General features: G+C 63.5%; 13 protein-coding genes. 7 read left to right on the top strand and 6 right to left on the bottom strand.

What is annotated here, in order from left to right; all coding sequences use genetic code 11:
* Window positions 1–56 precede the first annotated feature (56 nt).
* Window positions 57–779: a class I SAM-dependent methyltransferase gene (locus tag FZF13_RS26875; protein WP_036253919.1), complete on the top strand. Its 723-nt coding sequence runs from the start codon at window positions 57–59 to the stop codon at window positions 777–779.
* Window positions 780–784: 5 nt separating this feature from the next.
* On the opposite strand, the gene FZF13_RS26870 is transcribed toward FZF13_RS26875, so the two are convergent.
* The 5 genes from FZF13_RS26870 to topA form a co-directional block, all read right to left on the bottom strand.
* Window positions 785–1,969, bottom strand: coding sequence for an MFS transporter (locus FZF13_RS26870; RefSeq protein WP_024923875.1), 1,185 nt, complete (start codon window positions 1,967–1,969; stop codon window positions 785–787).
* A gap of 30 nt (window positions 1,970–1,999) precedes the next feature.
* Window positions 2,000–2,740 (bottom strand): NUDIX hydrolase, encoded by a 741-nt coding sequence (locus tag FZF13_RS26865; RefSeq protein ID WP_024923874.1) that lies wholly within the window; start codon window positions 2,738–2,740, stop codon window positions 2,000–2,002.
* 72 nt (window positions 2,741–2,812) lie between these two features.
* Window positions 2,813–3,247, bottom strand: coding sequence for a DUF983 domain-containing protein (locus tag FZF13_RS26860; RefSeq protein WP_024923873.1), 435 nt, complete (start codon window positions 3,245–3,247; stop codon window positions 2,813–2,815).
* The gene (gene rnr / locus FZF13_RS26855) at window positions 3,247–5,547 is read right to left on the bottom strand and encodes a ribonuclease R (protein ID WP_024923872.1); all 2,301 of its coding nucleotides are present in this window, start codon (window positions 5,545–5,547) and stop codon (window positions 3,247–3,249) included. Before rnr ends, FZF13_RS26860 begins: the two co-directional genes overlap by 1 nt.
* A 4-nt stretch (window positions 5,548–5,551) precedes the next feature.
* Entirely contained in the window at window positions 5,552–8,113 is a 2,562-nt protein-coding gene (gene topA, locus FZF13_RS26850; protein WP_024923871.1) for a type I DNA topoisomerase, read from the bottom strand.
* Between the two features lie 278 nt (window positions 8,114–8,391).
* Here topA and FZF13_RS26845 point away from each other — a divergent pair, with 278 nt between their 5' ends.
* The 6 genes from FZF13_RS26845 to FZF13_RS26820 all read left to right on the top strand — a co-directional run bounded on the left by FZF13_RS26845 (window position 8,392) and on the right by FZF13_RS26820 (window position 14,632).
* On the top strand, window positions 8,392–8,595 hold the full coding sequence (locus FZF13_RS26845) for a hypothetical protein (RefSeq protein ID WP_024923870.1): 204 nt from the start codon (window positions 8,392–8,394) through the stop codon (window positions 8,593–8,595).
* Window positions 8,596–8,736: 141 nt separating this feature from the next.
* A complete protein-coding gene (locus FZF13_RS26840) occupies window positions 8,737–9,483 on the top strand; it encodes a cytochrome c biogenesis CcdA family protein (RefSeq protein WP_024923869.1) in 747 nt (248 codons plus the stop codon).
* A gap of 113 nt (window positions 9,484–9,596) precedes the next feature.
* Window positions 9,597–10,946 carry a bifunctional UDP-N-acetylglucosamine diphosphorylase/glucosamine-1-phosphate N-acetyltransferase GlmU gene (glmU, locus tag FZF13_RS26835; protein ID WP_024923868.1) on the top strand — a complete coding sequence of 450 codons (1,350 nt, stop codon included), beginning with the start codon at window positions 9,597–9,599 and terminating at the stop codon, window positions 10,944–10,946.
* A gap of 159 nt (window positions 10,947–11,105) precedes the next feature.
* Window positions 11,106–12,929 (top strand): glutamine--fructose-6-phosphate transaminase (isomerizing), encoded by a 1,824-nt coding sequence (glmS, locus tag FZF13_RS26830; protein ID WP_024923867.1) that lies wholly within the window; start codon window positions 11,106–11,108, stop codon window positions 12,927–12,929.
* A gap of 218 nt (window positions 12,930–13,147) precedes the next feature.
* Window positions 13,148–13,726, top strand: coding sequence for a DUF2272 domain-containing protein (locus tag FZF13_RS26825; RefSeq protein WP_024923866.1), 579 nt, complete (start codon window positions 13,148–13,150; stop codon window positions 13,724–13,726).
* A gap of 153 nt (window positions 13,727–13,879) precedes the next feature.
* Complete coding sequence (locus tag FZF13_RS26820; protein WP_024923865.1) at window positions 13,880–14,632, top strand: DUF502 domain-containing protein; 753 nt, start codon at window positions 13,880–13,882, stop codon at window positions 14,630–14,632.
* On the opposite strand, the gene recG is transcribed toward FZF13_RS26820, so the two are convergent.
* The gene (gene recG / locus FZF13_RS26815; RefSeq protein ID WP_024923864.1) at window positions 14,584–16,692 is read right to left on the bottom strand and encodes an ATP-dependent DNA helicase RecG; all 2,109 of its coding nucleotides are present in this window, start codon (window positions 16,690–16,692) and stop codon (window positions 14,584–14,586) included. The two genes, FZF13_RS26820 and recG, sit on opposite strands and share 49 nt — an antisense overlap.
* Window positions 16,693–16,744: the final 52 nt, after the last annotated feature.

The raw sequence follows: 16,744 nt of genomic DNA, 5'->3' as shown, positions 1-16,744 counted from the left end.
GCGCGACTGAGCAATCACGGCTGATCGCCTCAGACCCCACCAGCATGGAGCCTCGGATGAGCAGGAAAGATCACGACCATTGGTCCGAAGTCGCTGCCGAGTGGATCGAATGGGCTCGTGCGCCCAACCACGATGCCTTCTGGGCCTACCGGCCCGCCTTGCGCGAATTTGTCGGGCAGGGCACGGGCGAAGCGCTGGAAGTCGGTTGCGGCGAAGGCCGGGTCTCCAGGCTCCTCAAGGAATGCGGCCATCGCGTAACCGCGACGGACCCGGTGGCGGCGTTCGTTGCCGCTGCCCGGGGCGCCGATTCGGCTGATCGCTACGAAGTTGCCCCCGCAAACGCCTTGCCGTTCGAAGCCGCCAGCTTCGATCTCGTCATGGCCTATAATGTGCTCATGGATGTCGAGGATGTTCCGGCCGCGGTGACGGAAATGCGGCGCGTGCTCCGCCCATCCGGCACGCTGTTCGTCTCCATCGTGCATCCCTTCGCCGATCGCGGCCGGTTCGATCGCGAACGGCCGGGCATGCCTTTCGTGGTTGACGGCACCTATTTCGGCCGCGAGCATTTCGAGGGCGCGGAAGAACGCGACGGACTGCGCATGCGCTTCGCCGGCTGGTCGCAGCCTCTGCAGAACTACATGGCCGCGCTGGAGGAGGCAGGTCTTGCCATCACCGCGCTGCGGGAGCCTGTTCCAGACACCGGCTCGCAATGGGCGGGGCTGCAGAACTGGGTCCGCATGCCGCTGTTTCTGTGGCTGAAGGCGCGTCCGTTGCCCTGACGGCTCTAGCCGGGTCCCCGCCTGAACGCGAGCCTCCCGATCGCCAGCACCATATAGGCGGCGAAGAACAGCGACAGCGCGCCGCCGAAGCCGGACGGGCCGAAAGCGTCCATGCCGATGCCGATCGCCTGTGGCCCCAGCACCATGCCGACACCGTAGCAAAGCACGAAGGCGGCGTTGGCGGATGCCAGTTCATGTCCTGAAAGCTGCGAGCCGAGATGGGCAAGGCCGACCGTGTAGAGCGCGGCGACGACGCCGCCCCACACGAACAGCAGGGCCGCCATCAGGTACCAGTTCTGCGCAAGATGCGGCATCACCAGTGTGCCGAGCAGCCCGACGGCGGCGCAGATCAACAACAGGTAGCGGCGGTCGCCGACCCGGTCGCTGATCATGCCAAGCGGTATCTGCAAGAGCACGTTACCGAGGCCGATCATGGTCAGCAGAAGTGCTGCATCCGCCTCGGAATAGCCGATACGGTTGCCATAGACCGGGAACAGCGCGAAACCGCCGGTTTCCACGGCGCCGAACACCAGGACGGCCGCGGTGGCCGTGGGAACAAGCCAGATATATTGCAGGAAGCCACTGGTCTCCTCGCCTTCGGCGCGGATGGGCGGGCTTTCCTTGCGGGCTGCCAGGACCGGTATCGCGGCAATCATCACCAGTACGACGATGACGCCGAAGGGCAGGAAACCGGAACTGCCGATTCGCGAGAACAGCCAGGGCCCGGCGGCGAAACCCAGCGACAGCACAGTGGCATAGATACCCAGCACCAGACCGCGCCGCTTCGGCGGCGCCGAAGTGCTGATCCAGAATTCGGACAGGATGAACAGGACCGTCAGCGCGATATGCAGCACCACGCGCAACGGAAACCACATCCAGAACGCGGTCGCGAAATGGAAGCCGACAAAGGCGAGCGCGCCGGCGGCGATCATAATCAGCATGGTCCAGGCGACGCCGAGGCGCGTGGCGATCGGTGTCGCCAGCGGTGCGCCTGCGATCGAGGCGAGGCCGGCCACGGCGGTATTGAGGCCGATCATCGACGCCGAATGACCGCGTGATTCCAGGATGACGCTGAGCAGCGGCATGCCGAGGCCGATGGCGATGCCGACCACGCTGATCGAGGAAATGGCCGCGATCATCGGCAGCCAGTGTACGCTCTCCTCGTCCTGCGACTTGGTTTCGACCGTCATGCGATGTCCGATAGCTGGAAGATTTTCGTGTTAAAGTACTTCGCGCACGAAGCGGTTGTGGAGCATCCTGTAGAACGGCACCGCGCCGCCGGGCCGCAACAGCGGATCGTCGCGAAGGCGCTTCTCGAGTTCTTCCAGGATAGTTCGGGTGATCGTCGGAATGTCTGCTTGTTTGGCCTCGCCGACCGGCAGCCAGACCAGCTCTTCGAGTTCGTTGGTCGGCCCGCCATCCGGCAGCGCAACGGCGACGTCGTCGCGCCATGCCGCCAGGAAACGTGTGTCGAAGCGGCGCACGCGGCCGGGCGGCGTAATGGCGCGAGCAATGAAGCGCACGGCCTCCAGGGAGGGCTGCACGCCGTGCTCGACGAAACCCTGCCAGTCGCGCTTGCCGGTGGTGAGCGCGCCCTTGCGGCCGATCAGCAGCCCGGCCTCCTCGTAAGTTTCGCGGATGGCTGACAATGCAATGGCGCGAGCGCGGACCGGGCCGGTACGTCCGGCGCCTGCCGTCAGCTTGGCCTGTTCCTGCGGATGCAATTGCGTTGCCACCGGCACGCGGCTGTCGGCGGGGTCAGTGCGGCCGCCGGGAAACACGAACTTGCCGGGCATGAACGCATGGCCGGCATGACGGCGGCCCATCAGCACGTGGAAATCGTTGCCTTTGCGGTCGAGCAGAATGAGGGTCGCGGCATCGCGCGGACGCTTCGGCCCCTCGCCAAGCGCCACATCGTTGCGCTCGGCCTTGTCGACTTCCGCCTTGGTCATACCTCGCATGCGACCGACCTAGCGGAAACTCATGTCAAATTAAAGAGGTTCGCGTCGGCTGGCGATTACGCCAGCCCGGGCTCAAGTCTCGGGATGCCCCTCGATATGGTCGACCTCGCCGCCGAAGCCGTGCATGTAGTAGGCCCATTGCAGGCCAACGACGGCCCCTTTGATCGGCTGCAGCAACGCCAACGACATGATGACGGTCAACGGTGCCCAGATCGCCAGATGCTGCCACGTGGTCAGCGTCGAGGTGGCTTCCACGCCCATGAAACCGCCAAGGACGACGTGGCCGACGATGACGATCACCAGATAGGCCGGCAGGTCGTCGGCGCGATGGTGATGGAATTCCTCACCGCAGACCTGGCAATTGTCGAAGGTCTTGGTGAAGGCGCGGAACAGCTTGCCTTCGCCGCAGTTCGGGCAACGGCAGAAAAAGCCGCGCTTCAGCGCCGGCCAAAGCGGGCGGACTACCCTCGCGGATTGCTGTTGGCCACCGAAAACCTGCTGTTGCATCATCGTCTCCTGCCGCGCGATCCTGAACGCGATTGCGAGGCGCGGGCGCGGCCCTTTGCCTTGTGGAACGATCGTTTCGAGCCGGGCAGGGGTTTGGGAGCGCTCAGCATTTCAAAGCGCATGGCGCCAGCCATTGGCGCCACCTCGACCAGGCGAACTTCTACCCGGTCGGCGAGCTGATATCCCTTGCCGCTGCGTTCTCCGAAAAGCGAACGCGCCGTTTCGTCATACACATAGTAATCGTCACCCAGAGACGACACCGGGATAAAACCATCTGCGCCAAATTGTGGCAATTGGACAAAAAGTCCTGATTTGGTCACGCCTGAAATGCGCGCGTCGAAGCGCTCGTCGATCCGTTCCGCCAGATAGCCCGCGATCAGGCGATCGACGGTTTCGCGTTCCGCCGCCATGGCGCGGCGCTCCGCCGCCGAAATCAGCGCGGCGGTCTCGGCCAATCTTTCCTCCTCGCCATGCGTCAGCCCGTCCGGCCCGAGGCCGAGCGTGGCGATCAGTCCGCGATGTACGATCAGGTCGGCATAGCGGCGGATCGGCGAGGTGAAATGCGCGTAGCGGCGCAGGTTCAGGCCGAAATGGCCGATATTGTCGGGGTTGTATTCGGCCTGGCTCTGCGAGCGCAGCACGACTTCATTGACCAGCGCTTCATTGTCGGCGCCGCGAACGCGTTCCAGGATGGAATTGAACTGGCTTGGCCGCATCTGTGCCCCGCGGGCCAGCGACAGGCCAAGTGTCTGCAGGAATTCGCGCAGCGATTCCTGCTTAGCCAGCGTCGGTCCGTCATGGATGCGGTAGACGAGCGCCTGTTTTTTTGCCTCGAGCGTTTCAGCGGCGGCGACATTCGCCTGGATCATGAATTCTTCGATCAGCTTGTGCGCATCCAGCCGCTCCGGAACAACGACGCGGTCGACGGTGCCGTCTTCCTTGAGCAGGATCTTGCGTTCGGGAAGGTCGAGTTCCAATGGCTGGCGCGCGTCGCGGCCGCGCTTCAGTACTGCATAGGCGTCCCATAGCGGCTTGAGCACGCCGTCGAGGATGGGGCTGGTCTTCTCGTCGGTTGCGCCGTCGATTGCCGCCTGAGCCTGCGGATAGGCAAGCTTGGCCGCCGATTTCATCATTACCCGGTGGAATGTATGCCGGACTTTTCGCCCTTCCGCCGAAAACGTCATGCGAACGGCAATCGCCGGCCGGTCCTCGCCTTCGCGCAGCGAGCACAGATTATTCGAGATGCGCTCGGGCAGCATCGGCACCACCCGGTCCGGGAAATAGACCGAGTTGCCGCGCTTCAGCGCTTCGCGGTCCAGCGCCGAGTTCGGCCGCACATAGGCGGCGACATCGGCGATGGCCACGGTCACCACCACGCCACCGGGATTATGCTCATCCGGGTCCGGTATCGCATAGACGGCGTCGTCATGGTCCTTGGCGTCGGCCGGGTCGATGGTGACCAGCGGCAGGTCGCGCCAATCCTCGCGCCCCTGCAGCGTCACCGGCTTCAGCGCTTCGGCTTCGGCCAGCACATCGGCGGGGAAGATATGCGGGATGTCGTGTGCGTGGATGGCGATCATCGAGACCGCTTTTTCGCTGGTCAGCGAACCCAGCACCGTCAGCACCTTGGCGCGCGGCAGGCCATAGCGGCCGGCTCGCGAAGGCTCGACCTCGACCAGATCGCCATGCTTGGCGCCGTTCTGGAATTCCTTGTCGACGATCAGTTCGGGCTGGCGCCGTTCCACCGGCTCGATGCGGAAAGTCCCGTCCTTCAGCACGCGGAAGACGCCGAGCACCGCATCGCTGCGTTTCTCGAACACTTTCATGATCCGCGCCGTGTAGGCGGGGCCGCTGACCTCGTCGGTCGGGAAGGTTTTGGCCAGCACGCGGTCGCCGATGCCGGCCACCGGGCCGCCGCGCGAAGCGCGGATCGAGACCACTGGCGGTTCGCCATTGCCCTGATGTTCGGCTGGCCGTCCGATAAGGCCGCCCTGGTCGTCGCGGCCAATCACGTCGAGCACGGTCACATGGGGCAAGGCCCCGGGCCGAATATGACGCTTGCGTTTCTGCTCCAGCAGGCCCTCGTCCTGGAGGTCGCGCAGCAGCTCCTTCAGCCAGACGCGATCGTCGCCGCGCAGTGCAAAGGCCTTGGCGATCTCGCGCTTGCCCGAGCGGTCGGGATTTTCCGCGATGTAACGCAGGATCTCGTCACGGGAGGGGCGATATTGGTCGCGCGGCCCCCGGCGGGTATCGGCAGCGCGGGGATCGCCATGGCTTCGTCCGGAGATCCTGCGCGCCAATGTCTTACCCCTTCTTCTTGCCGCGGAATGGCTTCTTGCCACCGCCGCCCTTGGCTTCCTTTTCGGCGATCAGCGCGACCGCCTCGTCCATGGTGACCGATTGCGGGTCCTTGTCCTTGGGCAAGGTCGCATTGATCTTGCCGAAATTGACATAGGCACCGTATTTGCCGTCGCGCACGGTGATCTTGCCGCCGCCGGCCGGATGGTCGCCAAGCTCCTTCAGGGCCGCCGGTGTGCCGCCATTGCGTCCACCCTTGCCCTTGGACTGTTTCTCGGCCAGCACCGAAACGGCGCGGTTAAGGCCGATAGAAAACACGTCCTCGATGCTTTCGATATTGGCGTAGGTGCCGTCGTGAAGCACGAACGGTCCATAGCGCCCGAGGCCCGCCGAGATCATCTTGCCGGTTTCGGGATGCTGGCCGACATCGCGCGGCAATGAAAGCAGCGCCAGCGCCTTCTCGTGGTCGATCGACGCCGCCGCCCAGCCCTTGGGCAGGCTGGAACGCTTGGCATCCTTGCCTTCGCCGCGCTGGACATAGGGTCCGAAGCGGCCGGAGCGCAGGGTGATTTCCTCTGCCGTATACGGGTCCTTGCCGAGGACCTTGGTGCCGTCCTCGACCGCGCCGTTCTCGCCATTGCCGTTCGGCCCGTCGAGCTGGCGCGTGAAACCGCATTCGGGATAGTTCGAGCAGCCGACGAAAGCGCCGAATTTGCCGAGTTTCAGCGACAGGTTGCCGGTGCCGCACTTTGGGCAGATGCGCGGGTTGGAGCCGTCTTCGCGCTCGGGGAAAACCAGCGGCGCCAATTCCTCGTTCAGCGCATCGAGCACCTCGGTGACACGCAGTTCCTTGATGCCGTCGACTGCACCGGAAAAATCCTTCCAGAAGTCGCGCAGCACGTCTTTCCAGGAGAGCTTGCCGTCGGAGATTTCGTCGAGCTTCTCCTCGAGCGAGGCGGTGAAGTCGTATTCGACATAGTGCTCGAAGAAGCCTTCCATGAAGGCCGTGACCAGCCGGCCCTTGGATTGGGGCATCAGCTTGCGGTTCTCGATCTTGATGTAATCGCGATCTTCCAGCGTCTTCAGCGTCGCGACATAGGTCGACGGCCGGCCGATGCCGAGCTCTTCCATCTTCTTGATGAAGCTGGCTTCCGAATAGCGCGGCGGCGGCTCGGTCGAATGCTGGGTGGCACTGATCTGTTCGCGCTTCAGCGTTTCCTCGGGGCGGATTTCGGGCAGACGACGATTTTCCTCGTCCTCCGAATCCTCGTCCTTCTGGTCGGTATAGGCGGCGATGAAGCCGTCGAAGCGGGTGACCGATCCGACCGCGCGCAGACCGGCGGTCTTCGCACCGTTCTTCGCCTCGATCTCCACCGTGGTGCGCTCGATCTCCGCCGGCTGCATCTGGCTGGCGATCGCTCGCTTCCAGATCATCTCATAGAGCCTGGCCTGGTCGGCATCGAGAAATTTGCGCATCTCGGCCGGCGTGCGGTTGAAGTCGGTCGGGCGGATCGCCTCGTGCGCTTCCTGGGCGTTCTTGGCCTTGGTGGTGTAGTGGCGCGGTTTCTCCGGCAGATATTTCGCGCCGAATTCCTTGACGATGGCATCGCGGGCGGCGGCGATCGCCTCCGGCGCCATCTGCACGCCGTCGGTTCGCATATAGGTGATCAGGCCGGTGGTCTCACCGCCGATGTCCATGCCTTCGTAGAGGCGCTGGGCAACCTGCATGGTGCGCTGCGCCGAGAAGGAGAGCCGCGACGACGCGGCCTGCTGCAGCGTCGAGGTGGTGAAGGGCGGTCCCGGATTGCGCTTGGTCGGCTTGGCTTCCACCGACAGTGCCCGGAACGAAGCGCCTTCGAGCATCGTCTTGATGTCGTCGGCCATGGCCTGCGAGGAAATGTCGAGCTTCTGCAGCTTCTTGCCGTCGAAGGCGGTTAGCCGTGCCTCGAAGTTTTCATTGCGCGGCGTGCCGAGGATGGCGGCGATCTGCCAGTATTCCTCGCGCACGAAGCGCTCGATCTCGGCCTCGCGGTCGCAGACGAAACGCAGCGCGACCGATTGCACGCGACCGGCAGAGCGGGCGCCGGGCAGTTTGCGCCACAGCACCGGCGAAAGCGTGAAGCCGACCAGATAGTCGAGCGCACGCCGTGCCAGATAGGCATCCACCAGCGGCGGATCGATCTCGCGCGGGTTGGCGATGGCGTCGAGCACCGCCTGTTTGGTGATCGAGTTGAAGGCGACACGCTTGATCGGCTTGTCCTTCAGCACCTTCTTCTGCTTCAGCACTTCCAGCACGTGCCATGCAATGGCTTCGCCTTCGCGATCCGGGTCGGTGGCGAGGATCAGGCCGTCGGCTTCTTTCACCGCCTTGGCGAGTTCGGACAGGCGTTTCGCGGAGGCAGTGTCGACTGCCCACGACATGGCGAAGTCATCGTCGGGTTTCACCGAACCGTCCTTGGCCGGCAGGTCACGGACATGGCCGAACGAGGCCAGAACCTTGTAGTTCTTGCCCAGATATTTGTTGATGCTTTTGACCTTGTTCGGCGATTCGACGACGACGACGTCCATGTGCGACTGCATTCCTGTGCGGCGCCAAACCGGGAACCGTGGCGCGGGAAGCTGAAAATCCGCCCGTCAAATGGCCGTGCTTTTCAGTCTGGTCAAGAGGCGGGGGTAAATTGGCGGCTTACAACGCGATGCAACTTTTGGGTGTTATGCATCAATATTGCAATTTTAGATTGTCATAATACACTGTCCGGACGGTCCGCTGTGTAGCCTTCGCGAAGTCGAACGTCGCGGACCGATGAAGCTGAATTCAGTTTCGCTGCAGGGGGAAGGTTCTGTCGATGCCTCAATCTTATCCGCAAGGGCGCACGGATACACTCGACTATATGCATGCGATGCTCGGCCAACTGCGCGGCATGGCGGAAGCCGAACGTTTCGACATGCTGACCTATCTCATCGAGATGGCTTATATCGAAGCGGGAGACATCATTCGAAACGAGCGGCCGGCACGGGTCTACCCTGTGAGGCGCAAAGGCAACGCCTGAACGACGGCTGTCGAGGGGCTGGCTTTCCTCCCATTGGTTTGACCTGATCGAGTAGGCTCTGCGCTGACTTGCCACAGAATGGTGATTGGAGCCTGGGCGCTTGGAACGCTATATCGTCGTTCGCATCGGACGGAGCGGCGAATGGCATTGGACATCGGCTATATCAGCGCAGTCGGGGCAGGGGCGATTTCGTTTCTGTCGCCATGCGTGTTGCCGCTGGTGCCACCTTATCTCTGCTATATGGCGGGCGTTTCGGTCGACGATTTCCGCGGTAATGCCGGCATCGCCGCCAAGGCCGGCGCGCGCGGCGCATTGCTGATCGCCTCCATCGCCTTCGTGCTCGGCTTCTCCACGGTCTTCGTCGCGCTTGGCGCCGGCGCCTCGACCATCGGCAGGTTGTTGCGTGTCTACCAGGAACCGCTGGCGATGATCGCCGGCGCGCTCATCATCTTGATGGGGCTGAATTTCCTGGGCATCGTGCGCATTCCGCTCCTGTCGCGCGAAGCAAGGTTCCAGTCGCAGGGCAAGCCGGCCAGCGCCGTAGCGGCCTATGTCATGGGCCTGGCCTTCGCCTTTGGCTGGACACCGTGCATCGGCCCGGTGCTCGGCCCGATCCTCACACTTGCCGGCGGGCGCGAGACGATGAGCGAGGGCGCTCTGTTGCTCGCCGCCTATTCGCTCGGCCTCGGCATTCCTTTCTTCATCGCGGCGCTGTTTTCCGGTGCCTTCATGCGCTTCCTCGGCAAGTTCCGCCTGCATCTCGGCCGTGTCGAAAAGGCGATCGGCGCCTTGCTTGTGGTTGCCGGCGTCTTCTTCCTGACCGGCGGCGTGCAGGTGATGGCCTATTGGCTTCTGGAGAATTTTCCGGCCCTCGGCCGCTTGGGTTAGAGTTCCGGCCTGTCACGCCGGCGCTCTAACCGGCATCTCGGAATTTAACCGTATTGGTACCATATCGCGCCGATGCTAGAAGGCTTCCACCTCTTCTCCATCGGTAGCTGCTCATGACCTCTAGAACCTGCCTGTCCGTTATCCTTGCCGCCGGCGAGGGCACGCGCATGAAAAGCGCGCTGCCCAAGGTCCTGCATCCGATCGCCGGGCTGCCGCTGGTCGCCCATGTCGTGAAGGCGGCGGAGGCGGCGGGGGCGACGGATTTGGCGCTCGTCATCGGCCATGGCGCCGACGAGATGCGCAAGGCGGCGGCGAAATTCGCGCCTGGCGCGGGCACCTTCGTGCAGGAACCGCGCCTGGGAACCGCCCATGCCGTGCTGGCCGCGCGCGATGCGGTGGCCAAGGGGTATGACGACATCCTGGTCATGTTCGGTGACACCCCGCTCATCGACGCCGCGGCTCTTGGCGAGGCGCGGGCGAAGCTTGCCGCCGGCGCGGCCGTCGTGGTTATCGGCTTCCGTCCGCCGAGCCCAGCCGGCTACGGTCGCTTGATCGAGAAAGCCGGCAAGCTGGTGGCGATCCGCGAAGAAAAGGACTGCACGGACGAGGAGCGCAAGATCGGCTTCTGCAATGCCGGCATGATGGCGGTCTCGGGCCGGCATGCGCTGGAATTGCTGGACGCGGTCGGCAACGCCAATGCCAAGGGCGAATATTACCTCACCGACATCGTCGAGATCGCCGGAGCGAAGGGCCTCGATGTGGTCGCGACCGAGGCCGGCTTCGAGAATGCACTCGGCATCAACAACCGCGCCGAGCTCGCCGAGGCCGAAGCGATCTGGCAGAAGCGCCGCCGCCAACAGGCGATGCTGTCGGGCGTCACGCTGATCGCGCCGGAAACGGTCTATTTTTCGCACGATACCGAGCTTGGACCCGATACGGTCGTCGAACCCAATGTCGTCTTCGGCCCGGGCGTCAAAATAGCCGGCGGCGTCAAGATCCATGCCTTCAGCCATATCGAGGGCGCGACAGCGGCAACCGGTGCCGATATCGGGCCCTTTGCCCGGCTGCGCCCCGGCGCGGACCTTGCGGCCAAGGCCAAGGTCGGCAACTTCGTCGAGGTCAAGAACGCCAGGATCGAGGCTGGCGCCAAGGTCAATCACCTGACCTATATCGGCGACGCGCGCATCGGCGCCGGCGCCAACATCGGTGCCGGCACCATCACCTGCAATTATGACGGCTACTCCAAATTCTTCACCGATATCGGCGAGGGCGCTTTCGTCGGCTCGAATTCGTCGCTGGTGGCCCCGCTCAAGCTCGGCAACGGCGCATACGTCGCTTCGGGCAGCGTGATTACGGAAGACGTGCCAGAAGATGCTTTGGCTTTCGGCCGCGCGCGCCAGAAAACCTTGCCTGGAAAGGGCAAGGAGTTGCGCGCGCGTCAAGCTTCCGCCGCGAAGAAGTGAGAGTTTCTCGCCGCTGGACTTGACGGAACGCTTGTCTTACGAGGCCACAGCGGCGGGCTAAGTCAAAAGACTGGTCGAAACGCAATGTGATTTTCTCAAGCTGTGGCGGTCGACTAAACAGCGACCGGGTTTTGGTCGCAAGGAATCGGGGCATCCCTCATGTGCGGAATTGTTGGAATTGTCGGACACACGCCTGTCGCACCGTTGATCGTCGACGCGCTCAAGCGGCTCGAATATCGCGGCTATGATTCCGCCGGTGTCGCCACCATCGAACACGGCGAGCTCGCGCGCCGCCGCGCCGAGGGCAAGCTGGTCAATCTTGAGCGCAAGCTGCACGCCGAACCGCTCGACGGCACCATCGGCATCGGCCACACACGGTGGGCGACGCACGGCGTTCCGAACGAAACCAATGCGCATCCGCATTTCTCCAACGGCGTGGCCATCGTCCACAACGGCATCATCGAGAACTTCGCCGAATTGCGCGATGAATTGATCGCCGACGGCTACAACTTCGCTTCGCAGACCGACACCGAAGTCGTCGCGCATCTCGTCTCGCGCGAAATGGCGCGAGGCGCCAAGCCGGTCGAAGCCGCCCACAAGGCGCTGAAACGGCTGGAGGGTGCCTTTGCGCTGGCCATCATGTTCAAGGGTGACGAGGACCTGATCGTCGGCGCCCGCAACGGCCCGCCGCTCGCCGTCGGCCACGGCGAAGGTGAGATGTATCTGGGCTCGGACGCCATCGCGCTGGCGCCGTTCACCAACTCCATCACCTATCTGGAGGATGGCGACTGGGCGGTTGTGCGTCGCAACGAGATCGCCATCTTCGACATGGACGGCAACAAGGTCGAGCGCAAGCGCCAGCAGTCGATCGGCACCTCGTTCCTTGTCGACAAGGGCAACCACCGCCACTTCATGCACAAGGAAATCCACGAGCAGCCGGAGGTCATCTCCCACACGCTCGGCAACTACATCGACTTCACCAACGGCAAGGCCAAGGCGCTGGAGTTGCCCTGGGATTTCGCCAAGATCGATCGTCTGGCGATCTCGGCCTGTGGTACGGCCTATCTGGCCGGCCTGATCGGCAAATACTGGTTCGAACGTCTGGCGCGCCTGCCGGTCGACATCGATATCGCTTCGGAATTCCGCTACCGCGAAATGCCACTGTCGAAGAACAGCGCGGCATTGTTCGTGTCGCAGTCGGGCGAGACGGCCGACACGCTGGCCTCGCTGCGTTATTGCCGCAAGGAAGGCGTGCCGATCGGCGTCGTCGTCAACGTGCGCGAATCGACCATGGCGCGAGAGGCGGACGTCATCCTGCCGACGCTGGCCGGTCCTGAGATCGGTGTCGCCTCGACCAAGGCCTTCACTTGCCAGCTTTCGGTGATGGCAGCGCTTGCGGTGCGTGCCGGCGTGGCGCGTGGACACATCTCGCCGGACGAAGAGCAGAAGCTGGTCAAGCAATTGGCCGAGGCGCCTCGCCTCGCCAGCCAGGTCGTCAAGCTGGAAGAGCAGATCGAAAAGGTATCGCGCGACCTCGCCCATCATCGTGACGTGCTTTATCTCGGCCGCGACACCAATTTCCCGCTGGCCCTGGAGGGCGCGCTCAAGCTGAAGGAGCTCTCCTACATCCACGCCGAGGGTTATGCCGCCGGCGAGCTCAAGCATGGCCCGATCGCGCTGATCGACGAGAACATGCCGGTCGTCGTCATCGCGCCCTACGACCGCATCTTCGAAAAAACCGTGTCGAACATGCAGGAAGTGGCGGCGCGCGGCGGCAAGATCATCCTGATCACCGACAAGAAGGGTGCCGAGAAATCGACAGTCAACACCATCGATACCATCGTGCTGCCCGACGTGCCCGAAATCATCGCGCCGATCCTTTATGCGCTGCCCGTCCAGATGTTGGCCTACTTCACCGCCGTGTTCATGGGCACCGACGTCGATCAGCCACGCAATCTGGCCAAGTCGGTGACGGTGGAGTAGCCCTCTCTGGGGCTCCGCTTTTCACCAAGCTGTCTCCTTTCCAAAGCCCTCGCGCCGCGACGGCTTTGTCGTTTCGATCGAAGTTCCGTAATTCAGCCTACGCAATGCCCTGCGGCAGGACTACAATCTAAAGACGCATATATTTGAATTATGTAACTAATAGTTGAAATTGCTGATGATCCGAATATCATCCTTCTTTTCAGGAGAGGGGGATCGACATGGCGACAGCTTTTGCGACCAAACTGGCCTCGCTGGCGGAGGCCGAGTACGACAATTACGGTGGCCATCATGAGACGACGTCGAGGATGGCGACGCGGATCAGAAAATACTGGGGCGACCTTGGTCTGGGGTTTCCAGGCGTCAGCACGCCTTGGTCGGCGGTTTTCGTGTCCTTTTTCGTGAAATCGGCCGGTGCAACGTCGTCGGAGTTCCGTTTCGCGCCCAGGCATTCCGAATTCGTCTTCCAGGCGATCAAGAACGGCAAGGCCGAAACCGGCGTTTTCCGGGGACGGCCCATCGTCAGTTACGCCCCGAAGATCGGTGACATCATCCAAAACAACCGCAACGGGAACCATTTCGACTTCGCGCACGCGGCGGCAAATCACGCCTACGAATCGCATTCCGCGGTCGTCGTCGAGGAAGGTTCCGACGGAAGCGGGCGTTATGTCCGCACTGTCGGTGGCAACGAGGCCGACACTGTTGGCGACCGGGTCGTTCGGCTGAAGTCGAACGGTCTGATCAAGCAGCCCCTTGCCGACCCCACGCGCTTCATCTGCGTCATCGAAACGCTGAAGTAGCCCGTCGCACAAGAAGTGCCGCGCTCTGTGCCGGAGCGACCCGCATGGGCGCCTCCGGCAAACGTCGGCAGCAGGTCGCAACGCAATATCGGTTGTCGGGCAGATGACTTGATGCTCTAAGATAAGTGCAGCGCACAATCCACCGAGCATCGTATGTCCGACAGCCACAAGACCTCGGCGATGGCCCGTCTGAGGAACTATTTCCTCGCCGGTTTCGTCGTCTGCGCGCCGCTGGCGATCACCGCCTATATCGCTTGGTCGTTCGTGGGCTGGGTCGATTCCTGGGTGAAACCCTATATCCCGGCGCGCTACAGTCCCGATACCTATCTGCCGTTCCCGGTGCCCGGTTTCGGGCTGATTGTCGCGCTCATCCTCGTCACGCTGATCGGTTTCCTGGCAGCCAACATCGTCGGCCGCGCCGTGGTGGGCTTCGGCGAGCGCCTGCTCGGTCGCATGCCGCTGGTGCGCGGTATCTACGGTTCGCTGAAACAGATCTTCGAAACCGTCCTGTCCAACAGGAACGACATGTTCCGGCAAGTCGGACTGGTCGAATACCCGCGCAAGGATGTCTGGTCGCTGGTCTTCGTCGCCGGCGAAAAACACACCGAGATCAACGAGAAGCTCGATGTGGAGGGCGACCCGCTGCTTGGCGTCTTCATGCCTTGCACCCCCAACCCGACCACCGGCTTCCTGATGTATGTCCGCAAATCCGAGATCGTCATGCTCGACATGACCATCGAGGAAGGCGCGCGGCTGATCGTGTCGGCCGGTCTCGTCGCGCCTGACCCCAAGAAGAAGATCAAGGGACCGGACGGGCGCTTGATCGATCTTGCCAACCCGCCGGCCGGCACCTTGCCTCAGCCGGCCCGCAAGAGCCGCACCGCCTCGTCGCGCCCGAACAAATAAAGCAGCAACCTGAGCGCTTGCCCACGTTCGCCCTGCAATTCCGGGTCGCGCGTCAGGATCAGCCTTGCGTCGTCGCGCGCGGCTTCCAAAAGATCGGCATGCGCCTCGATGCGCGCCACCTGGAATCCCGGCGTACCGGACTGGCGCGTGCCGAGCAGTTCGCCTTCGCCACGCAGTTTCAGGTCCTCCTCGGCGATGACAAAGCCGTCCTCGGTCTCGCGCATCACCGACAGCCGGCGTTTAGCCGTTTCGCCGAGCGGGTCCTTGTAGAGCAGGACGCAGCTCGACGGTTTCGAACCGCGCCCGACGCGGCCGCGCAACTGGTGCAACTGGGCAAGGCCGAAGCGCTCGGCGTGCTCAATCACCATGATGGTGGCGTCCGGCACGTCGACGCCGACCTCTATCACTGTGGTGGCGATCAGAACGCGTGTCTCGCCTTCCTTGAAGGCGCGCATCGCCTCGTCCTTCTCGGCCCCTTTCATGCGGCCGTGCACGAGGCCGATCCGCTCGCCGAAGACGGGCTTCAGCGAGGCGAAGCGATCTTCCGCCGACATCAGCTTGATCTCTTCCGATTCCTCGACCAGCGGGCAGATCCAGTAGATCTTCTGGCCTTCCGCCACCGCGTCGCGGATGCGGCCGACCAGTTCGTCGAGCCGCTCCAGGGGCAAAGTCACGGTTCGTATCGGCTGCCGTCCCGCCGGTTTTTCGGTGAGTTTCGACACATCCATGTCGCCAAAGGCGGTCAGCACCAGCGTGCGTGGGATCGGCGTCGCCGTCATCACCAGCATGTCGGGTGCGTCGCCCTTGGCCGTGATGGCAAGGCGCTGGTGCACGCCGAAGCGATGTTGTTCGTCGATCACCGCGAAGACCAGGTTCTTGAAGGCGACGGCCTCCTGGAACAGCGCATGCGTGCCGACGACGATGTCGATCGTGCCGTCGGCAAGACCGGCCAAGGTCTCGGTCCTTTCGCGGCCCTTTTCGCGTCCGGTCAGGATGGCTGTCCTGAGGCCGGCCTTCTCCGCCAGCGGCTGGATGGTGGCGAGGTGCTGGCGTGCCAGGATTTCGGTCGGCGCCATCAGTGCTGCCTGGCCGCCGGCTTCGACCGCGTGCGCCATGGCAAGCAGCGCCACCACTGTCTTGCCGGAACCGACATCGCCTTGAAGCAGCCTCAGCATGCGTTCGGGCGCGGCAAGGTCGGACAGGATTTCGGCAAGCGCCGTTTCCTGCGAACCGGTCAGCGAATAGGGCAGGGCGGATCGCAGTTGTTCGAGGATCGCGCCGCTGCCGGTCAGCGGCTGGCCGGAAAGCTTCCTGACGCGGGCCCGCACCAGCGCCAGCGACACCTGGCCGGCAAGGAATTCGTCATAGGCAAGCCGACGCCAGGCGACGCTGTCCGGCAAGGCATCGAGTGGACTTTCGGGGTTGTGCACGCGGTCGAGCGCGGCAGTGAAGGCCGGAAAAGTATGGCGTCGCATGAAGGCGCCGTCCTGCCATTCCGGCATCGTCGGCACGCGGCCCACCGCCTGGCCGATGGCACGGCGCAACACCTTTGTCGAAAGCCCGGCGGTGAGCGGATAGACCGGCTCGACCAGCGGCAGGCTGCCGGCTTCGCTGGCCAGAGCGATGTGGTCGGGATGCACCATGTTCGGGCGGCCGTTGAACCACTCCATGCGGCCCGACACCACCACCTGTTCGCCTTCCGGCATCGCCTTTTCCAGATAGCTGGCATGGGCATGGAAGAAGGTCAGCGCGATCTCGCCGGTATCGTCATGGGCGTAGACCCGGTAGGGCACCGATTTGTTGCCGCGCGGCGGTGGCTGGTGGCGGTCTATGCGCACATCCAGCGTCACGATCGCGCCCTCGGCCGCATAGGCGATACCCGGCCGGTTGCGCCGGTCGATGACGGTATTGGGCAGGACGAACAGAAGATCGCCGACGCGTGCGTCACGGTCGCCAAGATCGGCCGGCACCACCCTTTCGATCAGGGCGGCGACCTTCGACCCGACGCCGGCAAGCGCGGTGATGGGCGAGAATAACGGATCGAGCAGCGAAGGGCGCATGGCCTGCAATAAGCGCGGAACCCGCTGTTTGCGCAAGCCGTATGCAGCCGGC

It is taken from the genome of Mesorhizobium terrae (genome assembly GCF_008727715.1).
Classification (GTDB): domain Bacteria; phylum Pseudomonadota; class Alphaproteobacteria; order Rhizobiales; family Rhizobiaceae; genus Mesorhizobium; species Mesorhizobium terrae.
This window is presented reverse-complemented; position numbering and strand designations above follow the sequence as displayed.